The sequence below is a fragment of the Aureimonas flava genome, from assembly GCF_003583935.1.
GTDB classification, from domain to species: Bacteria; Pseudomonadota; Alphaproteobacteria; order Rhizobiales; family Rhizobiaceae; genus Aureimonas; species Aureimonas flava.
The window spans coordinates 1-22,995 of the sequence record NZ_QYRN01000001.1 but is presented as its reverse complement, the minus strand read 5'-3'; the positions used below and the strand labels follow the sequence as shown (position 1 = coordinate 22,995).

Annotated in this window: 21 protein-coding genes; 13 read left to right on the top strand and 8 right to left on the bottom strand. The window is 68.6% G+C overall.

The genetic code is table 11. From position 1 onward, the window contains the following. The first annotated feature begins 6 nt into the window (after positions 1-6). Together D3218_RS00110 and D3218_RS00105 are read left to right on the top strand one after the other, a co-directional pair. A complete protein-coding gene (locus D3218_RS00110; protein ID WP_119537878.1) occupies positions 7-1,131 on the top strand; it encodes an FAD-dependent monooxygenase in 1,125 nt (374 codons plus the stop codon). 239 nt (positions 1,132-1,370) lie between these two features. Further along, positions 1,371-3,341, top strand: a complete 1,971-nt coding sequence (locus D3218_RS00105) for an OmpA family protein (protein WP_245414850.1) — start codon at positions 1,371-1,373, stop codon at positions 3,339-3,341. A 60-nt stretch (positions 3,342-3,401) separates the two neighbouring features. On the opposite strand, the gene D3218_RS00100 is transcribed toward D3218_RS00105, so the two are convergent. From D3218_RS00100 to D3218_RS00080, 5 genes are all read right to left on the bottom strand, one after another. Then, on the bottom strand, positions 3,402-4,565 hold the full coding sequence (locus D3218_RS00100) for an AI-2E family transporter (RefSeq protein WP_119537877.1): 1,164 nt from the start codon (positions 4,563-4,565) through the stop codon (positions 3,402-3,404). 101 nt (positions 4,566-4,666) lie between these two features. After that, a complete protein-coding gene (locus D3218_RS00095; protein ID WP_210209624.1) occupies positions 4,667-5,383 on the bottom strand; it encodes an amino acid ABC transporter ATP-binding protein in 717 nt (238 codons plus the stop codon). A 123-nt stretch (positions 5,384-5,506) separates the two neighbouring features. Further along, positions 5,507-7,006 (bottom strand): amino acid ABC transporter permease, encoded by a 1,500-nt coding sequence (locus tag D3218_RS00090; RefSeq protein ID WP_119537875.1) that lies wholly within the window; start codon positions 7,004-7,006, stop codon positions 5,507-5,509. An 11-nt stretch (positions 7,007-7,017) separates the two neighbouring features. Beyond that, a complete protein-coding gene (locus D3218_RS00085) occupies positions 7,018-8,208 on the bottom strand; it encodes an amino acid ABC transporter permease (RefSeq protein ID WP_119537874.1) in 1,191 nt (396 codons plus the stop codon). Between the two features lie 79 nt (positions 8,209-8,287). Continuing rightward, on the bottom strand, positions 8,288-9,307 hold the full coding sequence (locus D3218_RS00080) for an amino acid ABC transporter substrate-binding protein (protein WP_119537873.1): 1,020 nt from the start codon (positions 9,305-9,307) through the stop codon (positions 8,288-8,290). A gap of 212 nt (positions 9,308-9,519) precedes the next feature. Here D3218_RS00080 and metC point away from each other — a divergent pair, with 212 nt between their 5' ends. The 7 genes from metC (at position 9,520) to D3218_RS00045 (ending at position 15,417) form a co-directional block, all read left to right on the top strand. After that, the gene (gene metC / locus D3218_RS00075; RefSeq protein WP_119537872.1) at positions 9,520-10,704 is read left to right on the top strand and encodes a cystathionine beta-lyase; all 1,185 of its coding nucleotides are present in this window, start codon (positions 9,520-9,522) and stop codon (positions 10,702-10,704) included. Between the two features lie 87 nt (positions 10,705-10,791). Continuing rightward, positions 10,792-11,334 (top strand): sigma-70 family RNA polymerase sigma factor, encoded by a 543-nt coding sequence (locus D3218_RS00070; protein ID WP_119537871.1) that lies wholly within the window; start codon positions 10,792-10,794, stop codon positions 11,332-11,334. Next, positions 11,318-12,094 carry an anti-sigma factor family protein gene (locus D3218_RS00065; RefSeq protein WP_119537870.1) on the top strand — a complete coding sequence of 259 codons (777 nt, stop codon included), beginning with the start codon at positions 11,318-11,320 and terminating at the stop codon, positions 12,092-12,094. The genes D3218_RS00070 and D3218_RS00065 overlap by 17 nt, the downstream gene beginning before the upstream one ends. A 26-nt stretch (positions 12,095-12,120) precedes the next feature. Then, positions 12,121-12,843: a Bax inhibitor-1/YccA family protein gene (locus D3218_RS00060; RefSeq protein ID WP_119537869.1), complete on the top strand. Its 723-nt coding sequence runs from the start codon at positions 12,121-12,123 to the stop codon at positions 12,841-12,843. A gap of 50 nt (positions 12,844-12,893) precedes the next feature. Continuing rightward, positions 12,894-13,514 (top strand): DUF2076 domain-containing protein, encoded by a 621-nt coding sequence (locus D3218_RS00055; protein WP_119537868.1) that lies wholly within the window; start codon positions 12,894-12,896, stop codon positions 13,512-13,514. 141 nt (positions 13,515-13,655) lie between these two features. Further along, complete coding sequence (locus D3218_RS00050; protein WP_119537867.1) at positions 13,656-14,321, top strand: DedA family protein; 666 nt, start codon at positions 13,656-13,658, stop codon at positions 14,319-14,321. A 16-nt stretch (positions 14,322-14,337) separates the two neighbouring features. Then, the gene (locus D3218_RS00045; RefSeq protein ID WP_119537866.1) at positions 14,338-15,417 is read left to right on the top strand and encodes a Gfo/Idh/MocA family protein; all 1,080 of its coding nucleotides are present in this window, start codon (positions 14,338-14,340) and stop codon (positions 15,415-15,417) included. Here D3218_RS00045 and D3218_RS00040 read toward each other — a convergent pair. From D3218_RS00040 to rfbC, 3 genes are read right to left on the bottom strand one after another with little or no spacing between them, the layout of a single operon-like run. Beyond that, entirely contained in the window at positions 15,401-16,318 is a 918-nt protein-coding gene (locus D3218_RS00040; protein ID WP_168990365.1) for a rhamnan synthesis F family protein, read from the bottom strand. The genes D3218_RS00045 and D3218_RS00040 overlap by 17 nt on opposite strands. Before the next feature lie 49 nt (positions 16,319-16,367). Next, the gene (gene rfbB, locus D3218_RS00035) at positions 16,368-17,429 is read right to left on the bottom strand and encodes a dTDP-glucose 4,6-dehydratase (protein WP_119537864.1); all 1,062 of its coding nucleotides are present in this window, start codon (positions 17,427-17,429) and stop codon (positions 16,368-16,370) included. Further along, entirely contained in the window at positions 17,426-18,001 is a 576-nt protein-coding gene (rfbC, locus tag D3218_RS00030) for a dTDP-4-dehydrorhamnose 3,5-epimerase (RefSeq protein WP_119537863.1), read from the bottom strand. Before rfbC ends, rfbB begins: the two co-directional genes overlap by 4 nt. A 169-nt stretch (positions 18,002-18,170) precedes the next feature. On the opposite strand from rfbC, the gene rfbA reads away from it, so the two are divergent. The 4 genes from rfbA (at position 18,171) to D3218_RS00010 (ending at position 22,775) form a co-directional block, all read left to right on the top strand. Continuing rightward, positions 18,171-19,046, top strand: coding sequence for a glucose-1-phosphate thymidylyltransferase RfbA (gene rfbA, locus D3218_RS00025; protein WP_119537862.1), 876 nt, complete (start codon positions 18,171-18,173; stop codon positions 19,044-19,046). Between the two features lie 152 nt (positions 19,047-19,198). Next, entirely contained in the window at positions 19,199-20,041 is an 843-nt protein-coding gene (locus D3218_RS00020) for an ABC transporter permease (protein ID WP_245414848.1), read from the top strand. Between the two features lie 5 nt (positions 20,042-20,046). After that, complete coding sequence (locus D3218_RS00015; protein ID WP_119538432.1) at positions 20,047-20,799, top strand: ABC transporter ATP-binding protein; 753 nt, start codon at positions 20,047-20,049, stop codon at positions 20,797-20,799. 77 nt (positions 20,800-20,876) lie between these two features. After that, positions 20,877-22,775 (top strand): glycosyltransferase family 2 protein, encoded by a 1,899-nt coding sequence (locus D3218_RS00010; protein WP_168990364.1) that lies wholly within the window; start codon positions 20,877-20,879, stop codon positions 22,773-22,775. Positions 22,776-22,995: the final 220 nt, after the last annotated feature.

Here is a 22,995-nt window from a genome sequence, read left to right as displayed (position 1 = left end):
GCAGGCGTGCCGAGCGCCATCGTTGCAGGCGCGGGCATCGCGGGGCTGACCGCCGCGCTGGCTCTGGCGCGTCGCGGCTGGACGGTCCGCATCCACGAGCGCGCGGCGCGCCTCGAAACGGTGGGCGCCGGCATCCAGCTTTCGCCCAATGCCCTCGACGTCCTGGATCGGCTCGGCGTCGCGGTGGGCAACGTCGGCGTCTCGGCCGACAGCGTGCTGCTGCGCGACGGACCGACCGGCCGACGGATCGCCTCCGTGCCGGTGTCGAGCTCGGACGGACGGGGCTACCGTGTGCTTCACCGGGCCGCCCTCCAGCGCGTGCTCCTGGACGCCGTGGAGGCGGTGCCGGCGGTCTCGCTCCATCTCGGCCAGCCGCTCGTCGCCCTCTCGGGAGAGCCGACGCGCGTTCGCGCAGAGTTCGCCGGCCCCATCCAGGACGAGGCCGAGCTCCTGGTCGCGGCCGACGGCGTGCGCTCCGAGACCGCGAGGCTCCTCGGCTTTCCTCCGCCCAAGGCCGCCGGCGCGACGGCGCTGCGCTTTGCCGCAACGGCCGATCCGCCGACGGCCGCGATCGAGGCTTGGCTCGGATCGCGGCGCCATGCCGTGCGCTACCGGATCGACGCGGCGGGCGCGCAGAACCTCGTGGTGATCGTGCCGGACGGCGATCCGACGCTGGGACCGGTCGCGCGCTGGGATCCGCGCCTGGTGTCCTGCCTTGCCGAAGGCCGCCCTCTCGGCTCATGGCCGCTTCTCGAGGTGGAGCCGCGTTGGCGGGCGGGCTCGGCCCTTCCCGTCGCCTTCGTCGGCGATGCCGCGCATGCCATGCTTCCCTACGCCGCGCAGGGCGCCGCGATGGCGATCGAGGACGCCTTCGTGCTGGCGGCCTGCCTCGCCGGCGCGGGCGACCGGGGGGCGGCGCTGGAACGATACGAGGCGCTGCGGGCGCCGCGCCTGCGCCGGGTGCTGAGCCGCGTGGCGTTCCATCGCCGCGTCTACCACCTGCCGCGCCCGCTTTCCTACGCCCGCGACCTCGCCCTTGCGGCGCGCTCGCCCGCCTCGCTTCGTCGCGATCTCGCCTGGCTCTACGACTGGCGCGCGCAGGACGGCGCGCAGCCCGGCGGCCTCGTCTGAACGACGCCTTCTCCGATCGACCTAGGCCAGCCTTCGCCGGATCGGCGAGCGAAACGAGCGCCTTGGCTGCGAATCCGGAACCCATCACTTATCGGTTCTTACCGTTTGCGCGCGACCGACTTCATTCCCTTGCGCGCGACCCGGCCTAGTTTGCCGCTCTACGGCTCCGCTCGTCCCAGCGTCGTTCTGGGACGTCGGCCGGCCGGCAAAGGCAAGGGACGCAACGAGAAGGCCGATCGATGATGAATCTGAAGCGAACGGGACGCCTGCTGACGGTGACGGCGCTTGCCGCCTCCACGGCGATGACGGGTCCGCTGTCCGCCCTTGCGCAGGAATCGGACACCCCGCCGCCGCTGATCCAGGACGCGCCGCCGGAGGTTCCGGCCGAGCGCGCGCCCGCGCCCGAAGCACCGCCCGCCCCGGAACCGGAGGCGGCCCCCGCGCCGGAGCCGGAAGCCGCCCCTGCGCCGGCCCCGGAGCCCGAAGCGCCGGCCGAGCCTCCCGCCGCCGCGCCCGAGCCGGCACCGGCGCCCGAACCTGAGGCGCCGCCGCCCGCCCCGGCTCCGGAACCCGCGCCTGCGCCTGCGCCCGAACCGCCCGCCGCACCGGTGCAGGCCGCGCCGGACAGCGGCCCGCCGGTCGACGCCCCGGAGGGCAACCCCGCCGAGCTGCCGGAAGACGCCGGCACGCAGAACGACCTGTCGAACGGCTCGAGTTCGCCCGCCGCCGGAGAGACCGCGCCGGAAGCGCCCGCGGCTCCGACCGCCCCGGCCGCGGAGCCGCCTCCGGCCCCGCCTGCCGCCGCGACGCCGCCGGAGCCTCCGGCCGGAGCCGGCGAGACGCCCGCCGCGCCCCCCGCGCCGGCGCCCGATGCCGCACCGGCGACGCCACCCGCTCCCGGAGCCGAGCCTCCGGCACCCGGCGGAACCCCGGCCGCACCCACCGCCCCGCCCACGGCGCCGACCGACCCGGCCCTGCGCGCGCCGGGCGGCGCTCCCGTGGCACCCGGCACGCCGCCCTCCCCGCCCGCTCCGGCCGGTGCGGTTCCGACGCCGCCACCGGGTACGGCACCGGAGCAGCCCGCTCCCGGCGCAGCCCCGGCCCAGCAGTCGGGCGCCGTGGCGCCCCCGCCGGCCGAGACCCCGCAACCGGTCGCGGCCGACATCCAGACCGCGCCCGTGCCCGAGGGCGGCGTGGCGTCCAGCGACGCGCGCGTCCAGCAGCTTGCCGCGCCGGTCGAGGTTCGCCCGATCACCTCCGAGCGGGGACAGCGTCTCGAGGCGGCCCCGCAGGCGGTGCTGCCCAACAACGTGGAAGTGGTCCAGCGCGTCGGTGACCGCGATATCCTCTCGCTGGTCGGCGCCGGCATCGCGGGCGCGGCGGCCGGTGCCGCGGCGGCCTACTTCATCCGTTCGGACGACAGCGACCGGCTGGTGGGCAATTCGCGCGAGGTCTACTACGAGCAGCTTCCGCGGGGGCTGACGCGTCAGGTCATCACCCGTCCCAACGGCGTTCAGGTCGTCACGATCGAGAACGAGTACGGCGACGTGATCCAGCGTTCGCGGATCGCGCCGGACGGCCGCGAGACGGTCCTGTTCTACGACCCCTATGCGGAGGACGACCAGCGGCCGGACTACTACTACGACGCCGGTGCGGATCTGCCGCCCCTCCGGCTGGAGATCCCCCGGGACCGCTACATCGTCGACGTCTCGGCGCCCGACGAGCAGCTCTACTACGACACGCTCGTGGCCCCGCCGGTCGAGACGGTGGAGCGGATCTACTCGCTCAACGAGGTTCGCCGCAGCCCGCGCATCCGCGACAAGGTGCGCCGGATCGACCTCAACACGATCAACTTCGCCTTCGGGTCGGCCGAGATCGAGCAGGGCGAAGTCGACAACCTCCAGGCCCTGGCGGACGCGGTGAAACGCGTTGTCGACAGGAACCCCGGCGAGGTCTTCCTTCTGGAGGGCCACACGGACGCCGTGGGCAGCAACGTGGCGAACCTTGCCCTGTCGGACCGCCGTGCCGAAGCCGTCGCCTCCGCCCTCACGGAGTATTTCGAGATCCCGCCCGAGAATCTCGTGACCCAGGGCTACGGCGAGGAAGACCTGAAGGTGGATACCCAAGAAGCCAACCGCGAGAACCGGCGCGTCACGCTGCGCCGCATCACCGCGCTGGTGAAGCCGGTGGAAACCTCGCAGGCCAACTGACGAAACCACCGAAGGCCGGGGTGCCAGCGCACCCCGGCCTTCGGCTCGCGGGTCGCACCGTCATTCGGTCTCGGCGTCGTCGTGGCCTTCTGACGGGTGGCGCTCGGCCGACAGGAAGTTCGCCAACGGCTTCAAGCCGTCGACATAGCCCGCGACGATGCGCAGGCCGACCATGATCGGCACCGCCAGGAACATGCCCACCACGCCCCAGATCCAGCCCCAGAAAGCGACGGCGAGAAAGATCGCGGCGGCGTTCATGGCGAGCCGCCGGCCGACGAGGATCGGGGTCAGGAACTGTCCCTCGACCGTGGTAGCCGCCAGATAGAGAAGAACCGGAAGCAAGGCGCCCGAAACTTCGCCGTGCTCGGCCAGCCCCACCAGCCCGACCAGCATCATGCCGGCGATCGCGCCGAGATAGGGGATGAAGTTCAGCGCGAAGGCGAGCACGCCGAAGACCGGCGCCATCGGCAGGTCGATCGCCCACATCAGGGTGCCGATGACCACGCCGAGCCCCGCGTTGATGAGCGTGATCGTGAAAAGGTACCGCGAGAGCTCGGTCTCGATCTCGTGGGCGATGGTCAGCGCCAGCTTCTTGTCCGAGAGCTTCGGCAGCGATTCGATCAGCTTCTGGTAGAAGAGGCTGCCCGACGACAGCAGGAAGAACAGGAAGATCAGCGCGAAGGCGATGCTCGCCGCGATCTGCGGCACCAGGAGCGCGGCGCTGTTGAGAAGCCGGGGCCCGTCCAGGATTACGCTTTGCGGCCCCTGTGGCGCGGCTTCGCTGCGCACGGCCTGCGATGCCTCGATTCGGGCGCCGCGAAGGGTGCCCAACCGTTCGCGCACCGCTTCCACCTCCTCGTTCACGGCGGCGATGTAGCGCGGCACGTTGGAAGCGAGGTCGGTGAGCGGGCCGGTCAGGAAGGAGAAGCCGCCGATGATGACCAGGAACGTGCCGAACACCAAGGCGGCGGCGGTGAGCGGCGGCCAGATGTGCAACTTGCGCTGCGCGAAGCGGACCACCGGGCTCAGCACCAGCATGAACAGGAGCGCGAAGACCACCGGCAGCACGAAGCTCGCCGCAAGGTAGAGCGCGCCGAACAGAAGGATCAGGAAGATGCCGGTGATCGCCCGTCGCGGCGCGGCCTGGAACGTCTGACGGTTCACCAGGCCGATCGCCGGCGCGACGATCGCAGGCTCCCTGGGGTCTTGCTTCGTCTCGTTCATCGATCGCTTCCGGCATGCCCTGCGGTTGCAACGCCGCGCAGGACGCGACGTTCCGCCGCGCGGATGCGGAAGGGCCGGCCTCGATCGCGATCCGCGATCCGTCAGTGGAGGATCTGGCTGAGGAACAGCTTGGTGCGCTCGTGCTGCGGGTTGGAGAAGAAGGCGTTCGGCTCGTTCTCCTCTACGATCTGCCCGGCGTCCATGAAGATCACGCGGTCTGCGACCTGCCGCGCGAAGCCCATCTCGTGGGTGACGCAGATCATGGTCATGCCCTCCTCGGCGAGCGAGACCATGGTGTCGAGCACTTCCTTGACCATCTCCGGGTCGAGCGCCGAGGTCGGCTCGTCGAACAGCATGACCTTCGGGCGCATGCACAGCGCGCGGGCGATGGCCACGCGCTGCTGCTGGCCGCCCGAAAGCTGGCCCGGATACTTGTTCGCCTGCTCGGGAATGCGGACGCGGCTGAGGAAGTGCATGGCGACCTCCTCCGCCTTCTTCTTCGGCATCTTGCGCACCCAGATCGGTGCCAGCGTGCAGTTCTCGAGGATGGTCAGGTGCGGGAAGAGGTTGAAGTGCTGGAACACCATGCCGACCTCCTGGCGCACCAGGTCGATCTTCTTGAGGTCGTTGGTCAGCTCTACGCCGTCCACGACGATCTTGCCCTTCTGGTGCTCTTCCAGCCGGTTGATGCAGCGGATCATGGTCGACTTGCCGGAACCCGACGGGCCGCAGACGACGATCTTCTCGCCGCGGCGCACCCGCAGGTTGATGTCGCGCAGGACGTGGAACTCGCCGTACCACTTGTTGACGGCCGACATTTCGATGGCCGGCCCGGACGCCTGGGGAACCGAAGTTGCGGAAACGGAGCTCATGTCAGGTTCCTGCGCGCTGGAAGGACGGGACGCCGGCCGAACGGGCGGACGGGCTGGAAACGGGACGGGTCAACGCTTGTGCCCCCGCGAGAGGCGCCGCTCGATGAAGAGCGAATAGCGCGACATGCCGAAGCAGAAGACCCAGAAGCAGAAGGCACCGAACACGAGGCCTGTGGCCGGCGTCGACGGCGTGATCCAGATCGGATCGCCGAAGCCGCGGCGGATGGTGCCCAGGAGATCGGCGAGACCGATGATGTAGACGAGGCTGGTGTCCTTGAAGAGTCCGATGAAGGTGTTCACGATGCCCGGGATCACCAGCGTCAGGGCCTGCGGCAGGATGATCATCCGCATCTTCTGCCAATAGGTGAGCGCCATGGCGTCGGCGCCCTCGTACTGGCCCTTCGGAATGGCCTGCAGGCCGCCGCGGATCACCTCCGCCATGTAGGCGGCCGCGAACAGCGAGACGCCGACCAGCACGCGCAGGAGCTGGTTGAAGCTCACCCCGCTCGGCAGGAACAGCGGCAGCATGAAGTTCGCCATGAACAACACGGTGATCAGGGGCACGCCGCGCCAGAACTCGATGAACACCACGCACAGGAGGCGAACCGCCGGCATCTTGGACATGCGTCCGAGCGCCAGGAGGATGCCGAGCGGCAGCGAGGCCGTGATGCCCGTCAGCGCGACGACCAGGGTGATCAGCAGGCCGCCCCACAGATTGGTGGGCACGAACTGGAGGCCGAAGTTGCTGGTCAGGATGAGCACGAAGGCGAGCGCGGCGACCGTCGGCAGAAAGATGCCGACGAGGCTCGCGCCGGCTTCCGCCGTGCGCACCGTGGCGATCACCGCCAGAACGCTGGAGGCGAGCGCCGCGAAGAACGCGACGAGGCTGAGAGTATCGAAGCGGAACGACAGGAACAGGGTCCGACCGCTGTTCACGTAGAACGACAGGAACGACACGAGGAAGGCGGCCACGGCCAGCCACAGCGCGATCCGCATCAGCGGCGCGCGCATCACGGTCGTGCTGCGTCCGGTCGCCAGGAAGATCGTGGCGCCCGCCGCGAGGGCGAAGACGACGCCGATCGCCGAGCCGGACATCGCGAAGCGCCCGCCGGTCAGGAGGACCAGGGCGGTCAGCGGGAAGAGCAGCAGGAGCAGCGCCGCGTTGAGGCGCTTGAACGGCACCTTGGGAATGGCGATCGGGACGATCAGCGCGACCAGGAGGAAGAAGACGAGGTCGACCCGCCAGCGCTGGTCCAGCGGATAGGTGCCATAGAGGAACTGGTCGAACTTCGCGCCGATGAAGGCCCAGCACGCGCCGACCTCCCGCCCCTCGGTGGACAGGCAGGCCGTCCGGTCCGCACCGTCGAAGACGGCGTTCACGATGCCCCACTGCACGAGCCCGCTGATCACGTAGGCGACCAGAAGACCGCAGACGATGGTCAGGACCGCGTCGAACGGCGTGGCGAACAGGTGCTTGCGCACCGTGCCGAACACGCCGGTCTCGCTGGCCGGGGGCGGAAGCGGCTCGATCTGGCCGCGGGCGACGAAACGGGAAACCTGCTCTTCCATCGTCCGGCCCCTCAGCGCTCGACCAGCTTCATGCGGCGATTGAACCAGTTCATCAGGATCGAGATCGTCACGCTGATGCCGAGATAGACGCTCATCCAGATCACCACGACTTCGATCGACTGGCCGGACTGGTTGAGCACGGTGGAGCCGACGGCGACGAGGTCGGGATAGCCGATGGCCAGCCCGAGCGAGGAGTTCTTGATGAGGTTGAGGTACTGCGAGGTCAGCGGCGGGATGATGACCCGGAAGGCCTGGGGCACGATCACCAGCCGCAGCGCCTGGCCGCGCCGCAGGCCGAGCGCGGCGGCCGCCTCGTTCTGGCCCTTGGAGACCGACATGATGCCCGCGCGCACGATCTCGGCGATGAAGGCCGCCGTGTAGACGGACAGCGCCAGGAAGATCGCCAGGAATTCCGGGCGGATCTGGAAGCCGCCGGACAGGTTGAAGGTGCCGAGCGTCGGCACGTCGAGCGTCGCGGGGAAGCCGGACAGCGCGAACACCACGATGGGGAGCCCGACGATCAGGCCGAGCGCCGGCAGGAGCAGGCCGGGACGGTGGCCGGTCGCGCGCTGGCGCGCCGCGAAAACGCGGGCGAGGACGACCGTCGCCACGATACCGATCACGAACGCCCAGAAGGTCGCCCAGGCGGCCGGCTCGAAGATGGCCTTCGGCGTCTGCAGACCGCGGTTGGAGATGTAGGAGTCGAAGGGCAGCTCGATCGCGTTGCGCGGCAGCGGCAGCACCGAAAGCACGCCGAAATACCAGAACAGGATGACGAGGAGGGTCGGGATGTTGCGGAACGTCTCGACGTAGACCGTGCACAGGCCGCGCACGAGGAAGTTGTGCGACAGGCGACCGATGCCGACCAGGAAGCCGAAGATCGTGGCGGCGACGATGCCCGTGCCCGCGACGATCAGCGTGTTGACGATACCCACCATGATGGCGCGCCCATAGGGAGCGTTGTTGGTGTAGGCGATCGGCACCTGCGAGATGTCGAAACCGGCGCGCGTGTCGAGGAAGCCGAAGCCCGACGCGATGTTGGCCCGCTGAAGGTTCTGCGCCGTGTTGCCGACGATCCACCAAGCGAAGGCGGCCAAGGCGACGATCAGCGTCACCTGGATGACGATGCTGCGCACCGCAGGATTGGTGAACGCGGAATCCCGCGTGTATTCCTGGGGCGTCGGGCCGGAGCTTACCGTCATGAAGGTCCTTATTCCGATCGGGATTCAGACCCGCCGCCGGACTGGCGGCGGGTCTGGGAGCGTCTAGCGCCTTGCGGGATCAGCGGATCGGCGGCGCGTACTGGAGGCCGCCCTTGGTCCACAGCGCGTTCTGGCCGCGCGCGATGCCGAGCGGCGAGCCGGTGCCGACGTTGCGCTCGAAGAGCTCGCCGTAGTTGCCGACGGCCTTGATGATGTTCACCACGAAGTCGTTGGTCAGGCCAGCATCGGCGCCGAACGTGCCCTCGACGCCCAGGAGGCGGCGGATCTCGGGGTTCGAGGAGGTCTTCATCTCCTCGACATTGGCCTGCGTGACGCCAAGTTCCTCGGCGTTGAGCAGCGCGAAATGCGTCCACTTCACGACGTTGAACCACTGGTCGTCGCCCTGGCGCACGGCGGGGCCGAGCGGCTCCTTGGAGATGATCTCGGGCAGCACGACGTGATCGTCCGGCGTGGCGAGCTCGAGGCGCGAGGCGTAGAGACCCGACTGGTCGGTGGTGAGCACGTCGCAGCGGCCGCTGTCGTAGGCGGAGTTGACGTCCGACTGCGCCTCGATGACCACCGGGTTGTACTGCATGTTGTTGGCGGCGAAGTAGTCGGCGAGGTTCAGCTCGGTCGTGGTGCCGCTCTGCACGCAGACGGTGGCGCCCGAGAGCTGCAGCGCGGAGTTCACGTTGAGCTCCTTGCGGACCATGAAGCCCTGGCCGTCGTAGTAGTTGATACCGGCGAACTTCAGCCCCAGCGAGGTGTCGCGGCTCATGGTCCAGGTCGTGTTGCGCGCGAGGACGTCGACCTCGCTGTTCTGGAGCGCCGGGAAGCGCTGCACCGCCGAGAGCGGCGAGTAGACGACCTTGGAGGGGTCGTTGAAGATCGCGGCGGCGATGGCCTTGCAGTAGTCGACGTCGAGACCGGCCCACTGGCCCTGGTCGTTCTGGAAGCCGAAGCCCGGAAGGCCGGTGTTGACGCCGCAGCGGACCGTGCCGCGGGCCTTGGTGTCGTCCAGCGTGGCGGCGGAGGCATGGCTCGTCACGGCGCCGAACGCGGAAAGGCAGAGCGCGGCGGTCAGTAGCTTCAGTTTCATCCGATTACCTTCAAGTTCGCCCGGTTGCTGATATGAGTGGGTCGGACACGGCGCTTTTCCGAAAACCGTCCGATGCCGGGACCCACGCGAGGAAACCTCGTTGCGGATCACATGCCATCGGAATGAGCAGGTCAAGCGACTGACGTTTTTTTCCAACGCGCGCGTGGCATTTGCTCGCCAACTGGGCACATATTCCACAGGATGATCGGAATTTGACTTCGCAAGACCCCAAAAATTCATCGCCGCGAGGTGCCTCGACGCGCAGGCTCCATGCCGGCCACGACGCCGATTCCTCTCAAGGATTCGTGAACCCGCCGATCGTGCGGGGCTCCACGGTCCTGTTCCCCGACACCTCGACCATGCGTCGCCGCGCGCAAAAATATACGTACGGCCTGCGCGGCACGCCGACGATCTCGGCCCTGGAGGAGGTGATCGACGAGATGGAGGGCTCGCACGGCACCGTTCTCGTGCCCTCCGGCCTTGCGGCCGTGTCGCTTCCGCTTCTCGCCTTCCTATCGAGCGGCGACCATTGCCTCGTGGTGGACAGCGTCTACGGGCCGACGCGTCTCTTCTGCGACACGATGCTGAAGCGCATGGGCATCGAGACGGAGTATTTCGATCCGGCGGTCGGCCCGGGCCTGGCGAACCTGATGCGGCCCAACACGCGGGTCGTGTTCCTGGAAGCGCCCGGCTCCAATACGTTCGAGATGATGGACGTGGCCGAGGCGGCGAGCATCGCGCGCTCCGGAGGCGCGGTGAGCATGCTCGACAACACCTGGGCGACGCCGCTCCACTTCCGCCCGTTGGAGCACGGCGTCGACCTGTCGATCCATGCCCTGACCAAGTATCCCGGCGGCCATTCCGACCTTCTGATGGGAAGCGTCTCGGCGACGCGCGAGACCTTCGGCCGGCTGCGCGATGCGCAGATGCAGCTCGGCATCAACGTCTCGGCCGAGGACGCCTACATGGTGTTTCGCGGCCTGAAGACGATGGACCTGCGCATCAACGCGCACGAGGCCTCGGCGCTGACCCTGGCACGGTGGCTGGAGCAGCGGGCCGACGTCGCCCGCGTCCTGCACCCTGCCCTTCCCTCCTTTCCGGGCCATGAGCTGTGGCGGCGTCAGATCGGTCGCTCCACCGGCCTCTTCAGCTTCGTGCTGGACGGCGGGGGCCGGACGGAAGCGGCGGCGTTCCTCGATGCTCTGTCGCTGTTCGGCCTCGGCTATTCGTGGGGCGGGTTCGAGAGCCTGGCGGTCGAGGTCGACCTGTCCGACAGGCGCCTGGCGACGGCGCCGCCCGAAGGGCCGGTGATCCGGCTTCAGGTCGGGTTGGAGGATGTCGCCGATCTCCAGGCCGACCTGGAGCGGGGTTTCGCGGCGGTTCGCGCTCTTCGATAACGCTCCAGTCCGGCGGCTCGCCGTTTCGTGATCGCGAAACCGACGAGTCCGCCGGATGGAACGTCGGACTGATCCGTATATGCGGGTATGCGCGATACGCCCAGAACCGACGATCTCTTCGCACAGCTTGCCCCGCTTCGACGCTATGCCCTGTCGCTGACGCGCGATCGCGGCGACGCCGAGGACCTCGTCCACGACGCGTTGGTGAAGGCGATCGAGCGGGAGCGCCAGTTCCGGCCCGGCCGCGACGCGCGCGCCTGGCTGTTCTCCATCCTGCACAACACCTTCGTCGACCGGCGCCGGGCCCAGGTGGCGCGCGCCGGCGTCGAGAGCGCCGCGCGACCGGACGCGGACGTCGCGATGCCGGCCCCGCAGGACGCGTCACTGCGCCTGCAGGACGTGCGCCGGGCCTTTCTCGACCTGCCCGAGGAGCAGCGGGAGGCGCTACACCTCGTGGCGATCGAAGGCCTGTCCTACGACGAAGCCGCCGCCGCGCTGGATATTCCCGTCGGCACGCTGGTGTCGCGCGTGTCGCGTGCCCGCGCCCGGCTGCGCGCGATCGACCAGGACGACGGCTCCAACGTCGTGCGCTTCAAGGCTCGCGGAGGGTTCGATGACGCCGCATCCTGATCCGATCACCGAGGTCGACCTCGCGGCCTATGTGGACGGCCAGCTTGCCGGCCCGCGGCGCCTCGCGGTGGAGACCTTCCTGGCCGACCACCCGCTCGAGGCTGCGCGGGTGATGGCGGAGCTGCGGATCAACACCGAGCTGCGGCTCGCCATGCCCCTGCCCGAAGGCGGCGCGGGCCTGCGCGTATCGCACGCCGCGCGCCGGTTGCAGGCCAGCCGGCTCCGCCGCCGCCTCGCCCCGCGGCTCGGACGCGTCGCTGCGCTCGGGCTCCTGGTCGCGGCCGGATGGGCGGCGCACGGGCAGCTCGGCCATCTCGGCGTGCGCGAAAGCGTCGCCTCCGTCCAGCCGCCGCCCTTCGTGGAGGACGCGTTGCGCGCGCACCGGACGAGCCAGTTGCGTGCCGGCATGTCGTCGCAGCCCGAGACCTCGCGCTTCGATCCGGCGGAGATCCTGTCGGCCACCGCGATCCGGCTTCCGACGCTTCCCGACGGCTGGACGGTGAGCGACGTCCAGGTGTTCCCGTCCACGCACGGGTCCAGCGTCGAGATGACGCTGCGCACCGAGGGCCGGGCCACGCTGTCGCTCTACGCCGCACGACCCGGCACGTTCGACGTGGTGGAGGCGCGGCTCGGCGCAGGCGGTGAGGCCGACACGGCCTACTGGCAGATCGGCGAGGTCGCTTACGCCCTCGTCTCGACGGGGACCGACCGCACCGATCTCGGCCAATGGGCCGGGCGGTTGTCGCGCACCCTCTACTGAACCCCATCCCAACGGAGACCCAATCCATGAACACGCCCTTCCGGGGGTTCGGCGTCCGCGACGCCGGCACCTACCAGTCCCAAGCCCTGTTCGACGAAGGTCTGCGCCAGCACATGCTGCGCGTCTTCAACTACATGGGCCTCGGCCTCGTGGTCACCGGCCTCGTCGCCTTCGTGGTCGGCAACACGCCGGCGCTCTACGTGCCCATCTTCCAGTCGCCGCTGAAATGGGTGGTGATGCTGGCGCCCCTTGGCTTCGTGCTGTTCCTCTCGTTCCGCATCCACGCCATCTCGGCCGCCACGGCGCAGACGCTGTTCTGGGCCTTCTGCGCGGTGATGGGCCTGTCGCTGTCGTCGGTCTTCCTGGTGTTCACGGGCGCCAGCATCGCCAACACGTTCTTCATCGCCGCGGCGATGTTCGGCGCCACCAGCCTCTACGGCTACACGACCAAGCGCGATCTCACGCAGTTCGGCTCGCTCCTCATCATGGGCCTGATCGGCGTCGTGATCGCGAGCATCGTGAACATCTTCATCGGCTCGTCGGCTCTGCAGTTCGCCATCTCGGTGATCGGCATCATCGTGTTCGTCGGCCTCACCGCCTGGGACACGCAGAACATCAAGGAGCAGTATGCCGAGAACCACGGCTCGGAGTCTCTCCAGAAGATGGCGGTGTTCGGCGCGCTCTCGCTGTTCCTGAACTTCATCAACATCTTTCAGCTTCTTCTGAACTTCACGGGCGAGCGCGAATAGCCGGCGGTCCGCCTGCCTGTTCCCCCGTTACGATATCGAGGACGACACCCATGGACACCAACGACCGTCAGGCCATCGAGGACCTGTTCCGCAAGCTCGGCACGCTGGAGCGCGACATGCCCCAGCGCGACGCCGAGGCCGATCGCTTCATCGCCGAGCAGGTCGGCCGTCAGCCCGGCTCGCCCTACTACATGGCTCAGACCATCGTGATGCAGCAGATGGCGCTCGAGAACCAGCAGCGCGAGCTCGAAGCGGTTCGCGCCCAGGCGCAGGCGCCCGCCGGCGGCGGTGCCGCACAGGGCAGCGGCGGCGGCTTCCTGTCGCGCATGTTCGGAGGCGGCGAGGCGCCCCGCTCGCGTCCCGCCCCGGCCATGGGCGCGCCGGGCGCGGCTGCCGGTCCCTGGGGCGCGCAGGGCCGCGCGGGCGCCCCGATGGGCCAGCCGGGCATGACGGGCGGACGCGGCGGGGGCGGTTTCCTCGCCGGGGCGGCGCAGACGGCGATGGGCGTCGCGGGCGGTGTGCTCCTGGGTAACGCGATCGCCGGCATGTTCGATGGCGGTGAAGCCCAGGCCGCCGAACCCGAAGCTCCGGCCGACGAGCCGGCGATGGAGGAGACCGCGGACGAGGGCGGCTTCTTCGACGACGGCGGCGGCTTCGACGAAGAAATCTGACCGCTTTGTCTAACCCCGTGTGAAACATTTACGATTTCGAGGCGCGATCCGTCGTAGGGTCGCGCCTCGTCATCTTTTCTACACGCCGCGACCGCATGGTTCGGCGGCACCCACCCGGCACTCGCGAACGGCAGGCATGCGATGGAGGCCTATCTCTCCCAACTCGGCGCACTGATCCAAGCCAACCCCGGATGGGCGGCCCTGATCGTGGCCGCCATCTGTCTGGGCGAGTCGCTGGTTCTGGTCGGGCTGGTGATTCCGGCGACCGCCGTGATGCTCCTGATCGGCGGGCTGATGGGAACCGGCGTCATCGATCCGTTCGTGACGCTGGCGGCCGCCGCGGTCGGAGCCATCGTCGGCGACATCATCTCCTATTTCCTCGGGCGCTGGCTCGGTCCGGGGGTCGTGCATCGCCCGCCCCTGCGCCGCTACCGGCATGCCGTCGCCAAGACGCGCCTGTTCTTCCGGCGCTACGGGTTCTGGGCCGTGTTCATCGGCCGGTTCCTCGGCCCGATCCGCTCCACCGTGCCGCTGGTGGCCGGCATGATGGCGATGGACCAGAAGCGGTTCCAGATCGCCAACGTCCTGTCCGCCGTGCTCTGGGCGCCGGCGATGTTCATGCCGGGCTGGCTCGGCATGAAGGGCGCGCAGGGCGTCACCCACATGTCGGCGACGGACGGGTTGCTGATCCTCGTTGCCGTTCTGGGCGTCACGGCAGTGGCGACGGTGATCGGCGGCCGGCACTTCAGCCGCGACCGCCGCGCAGAGCGCGGCGCACGTCGGGCCTCGCTGCGCAGTCCGACCTGACCGGGCGTTCCCGCGCGTGAACGACCCCGTCACCTGGGCCGTCGTCGGGACGGGCGCCATCGCTCGCCGCTTCTGCTCCGACATGCGCCATTCGCGCGGCAGCCGCGTGGTCGCCGTCGCCTCGCGCGACGCGGCGCGAGCCCGGCGCCTCGCGGGCGCGGTCGGCCCCGGCGTCAAGGGCGACACTCTAGACGCGGTGCTGGCCGATCCGGCCGTGCGTGCCGTCTACGTTGCCAGCCCCACCGCACGACACCGCGAGCATGCGCTGGCCGCGCTGGCGGCCGGCAAGTCCGTGCTGGTGGAGAAGCCGCTCGCCGCTTCGGCAGGGGAGGCAACGGAGATGGCGGAAGCGGCCGCCCGCGCCGGGCTCCTGTGCATGGAAGCCATGTGGATGCGCTTCACCCCCGGCCTGCGCGCGGCGAAGCGCCTGATCGACGGGGGCCGGATCGGCGAGCCTCGCGCCCTGGACGCGCATCTGTCCTACCCCAACGCCTTCGACCCGAAGAGCCGGCTGTTCGACCCGGCCCTCGGCGGAGGCGCGCATCTCGATCTCGGCGTCTATCCGCTGTCGCTGGCATTCCACCTCCTCGGCAGCCCGAGCGAAGTGGCGCAGACCGCCGTTCGAGCCCCCAACGGCGTACCGGTCGCGGGCGGCCTGGTGCTCGCCTACCCGCGCGCGGTGGCGACCCTCGGCTTCGGCTTCCTCTCGGAAGGCCCCAACGACGCCGCCGTCTCGGGCTCGGCCGGACGCTTGCGGCTCCGCGCGCCCTTCCTCTGCCCACCGTCGCTGTCCCTGAAGACATGGGCCCCGTCGCCGCCCGTGCGGGCGGGTGACCAGCCGGACGACGTTTCCATTCCCCTTGCGCGAAAAGGGCTCCGTGGCGCCCTGCCCGCGCTCAAGGCGCTGGCTCGGCCCATGCGCGAACGGCCGATCCCGACGCTCTACGTGGGATCGGGCCTCCAGTATCAAGTCGACCACTTCGCCGACCTTCTCGGGGCGGGAAAGCAGGACAGCGACGTGATGCCGATCGCGCAGTCGATCGAGATCCTGGCGATCCTCGATCGGTTTTCGGAGACGCTCAGCGATCCACGGTGAAGCGGCGGAACAGCGCCCGCGCCGCGCGCCAGACAGGCTGCGGCGAATAGAGATAGAGGTAGTGCGCTGCCACCAGCGCCGCCGGATAGCGTTGCCAGAACTGGCCGAGCGGCAGCACGAACGGGTTGCGCGCCTCGGCCGCGGCGGCCTCGGCGACTGCCGCCATCCGGTCCGGCGGGGCGTCGCGCAGCGCGGGCAGCGCCTCGGCGCCGGCCGCGACGAAGCCCTGCCGCTCGGCGACCGCTGCGAATAGGCGCTCGGCCGCATGCGCCGCAGTTCCGTCGAGTTGGCCGCGCTCGGGCGCGAACAAGGGTTCGAGCGCCGGGTCGGCGAAGGACGTAAGGGCCTCGCGCCGGAACCAGAACATCGACCCGGCCGCGAAGCGGCGCCCCTCCAACTCGGCAAGGGTCAGGCCGAGGCCCATCGCCTCGATCATGCGGCGCGTGATGCGGCCGTTCAGCACGATCCGCGAGCGCAGCGCCAGGAGGTGCGCCTCGGGCGCCACGAGCCCGAGCGTCGGCACGCGCTCCATGGCAACCAGCGCGTCCGGCGTTCCGTCCTCCCCCGCCAGAAGTGACCCGGTAAGGAAACGGCGCCATTGGTCGCCGTCCGCCCGGTGGACCGAGCGCTTGGTGTGAAGCTTCAGGCCGATCTCGAACCCGTCGCCCTCGGCTCGCAGCGCCTTCATGAAGGGCAGGACGTCGCGCCCGCGGTTCTCGACCGTGAGCCGACGCGAGAAGACGAGATGCGGGCTCTCGACCGGAGCCAGCGCCATGTCCGCGTCGCGGCACGTGATGACGAGGCCGAAGGGGCGTGAGAGGGCGGCGGCGATGTCGCGCGCCATCTCGGCCCAGACGTCGGGATGGTGGACGTGGACGAAGACGACGGGGACGCCGTTCATGCCTCGGCCACGCCGTTCGCGGTCCGCGCGGGTCCTGCGCGCACGTCGCTCAACCCTTGGCCGCTCCGAGGCGCTGGCCGGCGTAGCGCTTCTCGCGGATCGGGCGCCACCAGTCGGCATTGTCGAGGTACCAGCGAATGGTCTTCTCGAGGCCCGTCTCGAAGGTCTCCTGCGCCCGCCAGCCGAGCTCGCCCTCGATGCGCGAGGCATCGATCGCGTAGCGCAGGTCGTGGCCCGGCCGATCGGTGACGAAGTCGATCAGTTCGCGGCGCGGGCGGCCGTCCGGCAGCGGCGACAGACGATCCAACGTGTCGCAGATCGTCTCCACGACGGCGAGGTTCGAGCGCTCGTTGCGCCCGCCAATATTGTAGGACCGGCCGGGCTCGCCCTCCGTCGCGACGAGCGCGAGCGCCCGCGCGTGGTCGTCCACGTAGAGCCAGTCGCGCACGTTCTCGCCCTTGCCGTAGACCGGCAGCCGCTTGCCCTCCAGCCCGTTCAGGACGATCAGCGGGATCAGCTTCTCGGGGAAGTGGTAGGGCCCGTAGTTGTTGGAGCAGTTCGAGAGCACCACCGGCATGTGGTAGGTGTGGAACCAAGCCATCGCCAGATGGTCGGACGCGGCCTTCGACGCCGAATAGGGCGAGGACGGCGCATAGGGCGTCTCCTCGGTGAAGAGGCCGTCGTCGAGCGGCAGGTCTCCGTAGACCTCGTCGGTGGAGATGTGGTGGAAGCGGAAACCCTCCCGCTTCTCGCCCGACAGCGACGACCAGTAGGCGCGCGCCGCCTCCAAGAGCTCGTAGGTGCCCACGATGTTGGTCTGGATGAAGTCGCCCGGCCCGTCGATCGATCGGTCGACGTGGCTCTCGGCGGCTAGATGCATGATCGCGTCGACCCCCTCGCTCGCCAGGAGCTCGGCGACGAAGGCGCGGTCGAGGATGTCGCCTTTCACGAAGCGGTAGCGCGGGTCGTCCTCGACGGACGCGAGCGAGGACAGGCTCGCCGCATAAGTGAGCTTGTCGAGATTGACCACGCTGTGGTCCGTATCCCGGATCAGGTGACGGCAGACGGCGGAACCAATGAAGCCGGCGCCGCCGGTGACGAGAATCTTCACGCTGCGGTCTCCCCGAAGACGAAGGGCGTTTGAATGTCGGCGAGGCGCGGCGCGGCCTCGTCCTTGGCCGAAAGCACCGGCGTGTGCCCTTCGAGCGGCCACGCGATGGCGATGTCCGGGTCGTCGAAACGGATCGAACGGTCGTGCTGGCCGCTATAGGGTGCCGACACCTTGTAGAAGACCTCGGTATGCGGCTCGAGGGTCAGGAAGCCGTGCGCGAAGCCGGCGGGCACGAGGATCTGGTTGAAGGCATCGGCCGACAGCTCCAGCGCCACCCAGCGGCGGAAGGTCGGCGACCCGGCGCGGATATCCACCGCGACGTCCAAGATCCGCCCGCGCAGGACGCGTACAAGCTTGTCCTGCGCGAAGGGCGGCTCCTGATAGTGCAGGCCGCGCAGGGTGAAGGCCTCGGCCGAATAGGACTGGTTGTCCTGCATCCAGTCGACGGCGACGTCGTTCTCGGCGAGACGCATTCGGTTGAAGGTCTCGGAGAAGAAGCCTCGGTCGTCGCCGAACCTGCGCGGCGTGATCTCGAGAACCTCTGGAATGTCCAGCTTGCGGACTTCGAGCATGGCGCACCCTTCACGCGTCGGTTCGGTCGGCACGCTTTTGCGTCATCGCAGAGCCGCCCGCAAGGGACGCGACCGGGCACGACCGGAGAACGAACTGGCAAGTTCGCGCCGCAGGCGATAGACAGCCGCACGAGATTTGACTGTTCGCACCCGAGGAAGGCAATCCGCGATGAAGGGAATCATCCTGGCAGGTGGCAGCGGCACGCGGCTGCATCCGATGACGCTGACGGCCTCCAAGCAGCTCCTGCCGGTCTACGACAAGCCGATGATCTACTATCCGCTGTCGACCCTGATGCTGGCGGGCATCCGCGACATCCTCATCATCTCCACGCCGCACGACCTGCCGCGCTTCCGGGCGCTGCTCGGCTCCGGGGAGCGTTGGGGCGTGTCCTTCACCTATGCCGAGCAGCCGAGCCCGGACGGGCTTGCCCAGGCCTATCTGATCGGTGAAGGCTTCGTCGCGGGCGAGCCCTCGGCGCTGGTGCTGGGCGACAACCTGTTTTACGGCCACGGCCTGCCCGAACTCCTGCGCGCCGCCGCGACCAAAGGCGACGGAGCCAGCGTCTTCGCCTACCACGTGAACGATCCCGAGCGTTACGGAGTCGTCGCCTTCGACCGGCAGGGGCGCGCCACCACGATCGAGGAAAAGCCGTCCAATCCGGCGTCCAACTGGGCGGTCACCGGCCTCTACTTCTATGACGGGCGCGCCTCGGATCTCGCCCGTACGCTGAAGCCGTCGCCGCGCGGCGAACTCGAGATCACGGACCTGAACCGGATCTACCTGGAGGAAGGTTCGCTCAGCGTGCAGTGCATGGGGCGAGGCTTTGCCTGGCTCGACACCGGCACGCCGGACTCGCTGCTCGAAGCCTCCGAGTTCGTGCGCACGCTGGAGCACCGCCAGGGTTTCAAGATCGCCTGCCCGGAGGAGATCGCGTTCAACCTCGGCTTCATCGACGCCGACCAGCTCGAGCGCCTCGGCCGGGAGCTGGGCAAGAGCACCTATGGCATCTACCTCCAGAAGCTCGCGCAGCAGTCGCGCGACTAGGTCGCGCCGGCGGGGCGCCTCATGCGATCCCGCTTGTGCGCCGGCGGGCCCGCGAGGTATCAGGACCCGCCTCGGCGAAGGCTGGCCGGCACTGCGCGGGAGATCCGCGCGGCCGGCTCGCCGAGCCATGCGACGTTGAAGGACAGGACAGAGTGAAAGCAGCGATCAGCGCCCGCTCCTGGGTCACCGACGGTCATCAGGATCGCGCGGCGATGCTCCGCGCGGCCCGAGAAGACTTCGTGGCCGGTCTGCGGCTGCACGAGCTCTGGCTGTTTCTCGGCTGGCGCGACGTGAAGAAGCACTACAGCCGCTCTATCCTCGGGCCGCTCTGGCTGACGCTCTCGATGGGCGTGATGGTGGCGGGCCTCGGCGTCCTCTACTCGCAGATCTTCCGGCAGGACATCAGCTCCTACCTGCCGTTCCTGGCCATCGGCTTCATCATGTGGGGCCTGATCTCCGGCATCATCATCGGCGCCTGCGACATCTACTCAGCGGCAGCGGCGTCGGTGCGACAGGTCCGCATGCCGCTCAGCGTCTACATCTTCCAGTTCGTGTGGCGCCAGTTCCTGACGTTCGGCCACAACTTCGTCATCTACATCCTGGTGGCGTTCATCTTCGACATCTGGCCGGGGGTGACCGGGCTCCTGTTCTTTCCCGCGCTCGCGATCCTGCTCCTCAACGGCGTGTTCGCCGGCATGATCCTCGGCCCCCTGTGCGCCCGCTTCCGCGACATCCCGCTCATCGTCGCCAGCGTCGTCCAGGTCGTGTTCTTTATGACCCCGATCCTGTGGAGCGCGCACATGCTGCCCGACCGGGCCGTGCTGCTGGCGGTCAACCCGTTCTACCACCTGATCGAGATCCTGCGCGATCCGCTCCTCGGCAACCCGGCGCTGCCGATGAACTGGATCGCCTGCATCGCCATGACCATCGTCATGGGGACGGTGGCGATTCTGTTCTTCTCGCGCTATCGCGCCCGCATCGCGTATTGGGCCTGATCGACATGGCCTCCATCGCGTTTCACGACGTCAGCGTCGACATCCCGGTCTTCAACGCGACCAATCGCTCGCTCAAGAACAACATCATCTCGGCAGCCACCGGCGGCCAGATCTCGCCGCGTGACACACGGCGCATCAGCGTGCGCGCGATCGACGGGCTGACGCTCAACCTTGAGCACGGGACGCGCGTCGGGCTGGTCGGCCACAACGGCGCCGGCAAGTCCACGATGCTGCGCGTGATGGCGGGCATCTACACCCCGACGGGCGGACGCGTCGCGGTGGACGGCGACGTCGCGCCGATGTTCGACCTTGCCTTCGGCATGGATCCGGACGCCACGGGCTGGGACAACATCATCCTGCGCGGTCGCCTCCTCGGCTTCTCTAAGTCCGAGATCCGCCGGCGCATGGACGAGATCGGGGCCGTCAGCGATCTCGGCGCCTTCCTCGACATGCCGCTGCGCACCTATTCGAGCGGCATGGCGACGCGCCTTGCCTTCGCCGTCTCCACCTCGATCCGGCCGGACATCCTCCTGATCGACGAGGGTATCGGCGCGGGAGACGCCGCGTTCCTCCAGCAGGCGAAGGAGCGCATGCAGCGCTTCATCGGCGAGGCGGGCCTCTTGGTGATCGCCTCGCACTCCAACGACCTCCTGCGCCAATGGTGCACCACCGCGCTCTGGATGGAGCACGGACGCATGCGCATGCACGGCGACATCGACGAGGTCCTGAAAGCCTACCAGGCGTCCGTCTCGGCCTGACCCGTCGGGTCCAACATAGGCCAGCCATCATCGTTTGCCCTATCGGGACGATACGCCGACCGAGAAAGACTGTTCGCATGACGCTCCTCCCCCGCAGGTTCCTGCCGAGACTGGCCAAGGTCATCTTCTGGACGCTGACCTTCCAGATGCCGGAACGATACCGGGCTTGGAAGGCGGCGCGGTCGATCGGACCGAGCGCCTACGAAAGCTGGGTGGCGCAATACGACACGCTGGATGCGGACGATCGCCGGGCGATCCGGGAGGACATCGCGGCCTTCTCCGCACGGCCGACATTCTCGATCGTCATGCCGACCTACAATTCGGATCTCGAGCTTCTCGAACTCGCGATCCGCTCCGTTCGGAACCAGCTCTATCCCGACTGGGAGCTGTGCATCGCGGACGACGCGTCGCCGAACGGGGACGTGCCGGAGCTGTTGCGCAAGCTGGCGGCGGAGGAGCCTCGCATCAAATGGCAGGTCCGCGCCGTCAACGGGAATATATCCCGTTCATCCAACACCGCGCTCGAACTCGCGACGGGCGATTTCGTGGTGCTGATGGATCACGACGACGTCCTGTCCGAACACGCGCTCTACATGGTCGCCCGCGAGATCGTCCATGATCCCGAACTTCGCATCGTGTATTCCGACGAAGACCAGATCGACCGCTCGGGGCGCAGACATACGCCGTACTTCAAGCCGGACTGGAACCTCGACCTCCTCCTCGGCCACAACGTGATCAGCCACCTCGGAGTCTATCGCAGGGACCTCGTGCTCGAGATCGGCGGATTCCGGACCGGGCTCGAAGGCAGCCAGGATCACGATCTGGCCTTGCGCGCGGTGGCTGCGGCACCGCGGGGTACGATCCGCCACATCCCCACAGTCCTGTACCATTGGCGGCGCATCGACGGTGAGTCGTTCTCGCAGCGACAGCTCGAGCGCTGTCGCGTGGCAGGGAAGCGCGCCGTCGAGGATCACCTGAAGGGCCTGTTGGGGCCGGCGCCGACCCCGCGCGTCGTGACCAACCCGCTGAATCCGGATTGCCTGCGAACCCTCTGGCCCCTGCCCTCTCCTCGGCCATCGGTTTCGGTCGTGATACCGACGCGCGATCGCGCAGACCTTCTCGCCACGTGCGTCAGGGGACTCCGGGAACGGACGGACTACGACGATTTCGAGATCGTCATCGTCGACAACGAAAGCCGGGAGCCGGAAACGCACGAGCTTTTCGCCCAGCTTCGGCAGGCAGCGAACGTCCGCATCATGGAGATACCGGGCCCGTTCAACTACTCCCGATTGAACAACCTGGCGGTTGCGGAATGCAGCTCCGAGATCATCGTGCTTCTCAACAACGATATCGACGTCATCGGTGCGGATTGGCTATCGGAGCTCGTGTCGCTCGCGATCCGTCCCGACGTCGGCGCGGTCGGTGCCAAGCTTCTCTACGCGAATGACGAAGTTCAGCATGCCGGCGTCATCATGGGTATCGGCCAGTTCAACGAGGACGGCGGGATTGCGGGCCATGCAGGCATGTCCGCCAACCGGAACGACAACGGCTATTTCGGCCAGTACATCCTGACGCGCGAGATGTCCGCCGTGACGGGCGCCTGCCTCGCGATGCGTCGCGAAACGTTCGATTCGGTCGGAGGGTTGAACGAGATCGACCTTCCGGTCGCGTTCAACGACGTGGACCTGTGCCTGCGCATACGGGAGCGCGGCCTGAAGGTCTTGTGGACGCCGTTCGCGCAGCTCTACCATTACGAGTCGCAGTCACGCGGTGACGACTTCTCGCCCGAGAAGGCGGCTCGCTTCCGGCGCGAATGCGAGTACATGGTCCGCAACTGGCGGACCCAGATACGGAACGATCCATTCTACAACGGAAACTTCTCGCGCGAGAACGGCAACTTCCGACTGCGCGATAGCGACGCCATGACCAAACCCTGGCGCCACAGGCCATCGCGGGACGTGGCCCGTGTCGCCTGAGAAGGTGGGGCCGTAGGCCCTACTCGCGGACGCGTCGGTGCGTGTCACTAAGGCTCGTCGCCCGGGGCGCTGCTATCGCAGCGCCGCACCGTTCGCGTCGAATCTGTGCATCCGACCGTCCTCCGGGGTGAGCCAGACGGGATCGCCATGCCGAACGCGGAAGTCGCCGGGCGAGCGGGCGGTGATCGTCTCGCCGGTATCGAGCTTGACGTGGACGAAC

Excerpts from the sequence above, each read along its gene's own strand:
- D3218_RS00090 (WP_119537875.1), bottom strand. The coding sequence starts at position 7,006 with ATGGAAGAGCAGGTTTCCCGTTTCGTCGCCCGCGGCCAGATCGAGCCG.
- D3218_RS00055 (WP_119537868.1), top strand. The coding sequence starts at position 12,894 with ATGGACACCAACGACCGTCAGGCCATCGAGGACCTGTTCCGCAAGCTC.
- D3218_RS00070 (WP_119537871.1), top strand. The coding sequence starts at position 10,792 with ATGCGCGATACGCCCAGAACCGACGATCTCTTCGCACAGCTTGCCCCG.
- rfbA (WP_119537862.1), top strand. The coding sequence starts at position 18,171 with ATGAAGGGAATCATCCTGGCAGGTGGCAGCGGCACGCGGCTGCATCCG.
- D3218_RS00100 (WP_119537877.1), bottom strand. The coding sequence starts at position 4,565 with ATGAACGAGACGAAGCAAGACCCCAGGGAGCCTGCGATCGTCGCGCCG.
- D3218_RS00060 (WP_119537869.1), top strand. The coding sequence starts at position 12,121 with ATGAACACGCCCTTCCGGGGGTTCGGCGTCCGCGACGCCGGCACCTAC.
- D3218_RS00105 (WP_245414850.1), top strand. The coding sequence starts at position 1,371 with ATGATGAATCTGAAGCGAACGGGACGCCTGCTGACGGTGACGGCGCTT.
- D3218_RS00050 (WP_119537867.1), top strand. The coding sequence starts at position 13,656 with ATGGAGGCCTATCTCTCCCAACTCGGCGCACTGATCCAAGCCAACCCC.
- D3218_RS00065 (WP_119537870.1), top strand. The coding sequence starts at position 11,318 with ATGACGCCGCATCCTGATCCGATCACCGAGGTCGACCTCGCGGCCTAT.
- D3218_RS00095 (WP_210209624.1), bottom strand. The coding sequence starts at position 5,383 with ATGTCGGCCGTCAACAAGTGGTACGGCGAGTTCCACGTCCTGCGCGAC.
- D3218_RS00015 (WP_119538432.1), top strand. The coding sequence starts at position 20,047 with ATGGCCTCCATCGCGTTTCACGACGTCAGCGTCGACATCCCGGTCTTC.
- D3218_RS00080 (WP_119537873.1), bottom strand. The coding sequence starts at position 9,307 with ATGAAACTGAAGCTACTGACCGCCGCGCTCTGCCTTTCCGCGTTCGGC.
- D3218_RS00010 (WP_168990364.1), top strand. The coding sequence starts at position 20,877 with ATGACGCTCCTCCCCCGCAGGTTCCTGCCGAGACTGGCCAAGGTCATC.
- rfbC (WP_119537863.1), bottom strand. The coding sequence starts at position 18,001 with ATGCTCGAAGTCCGCAAGCTGGACATTCCAGAGGTTCTCGAGATCACG.
- D3218_RS00085 (WP_119537874.1), bottom strand. The coding sequence starts at position 8,208 with ATGACGGTAAGCTCCGGCCCGACGCCCCAGGAATACACGCGGGATTCC.
- D3218_RS00040 (WP_168990365.1), bottom strand. The coding sequence starts at position 16,318 with ATGAACGGCGTCCCCGTCGTCTTCGTCCACGTCCACCATCCCGACGTC.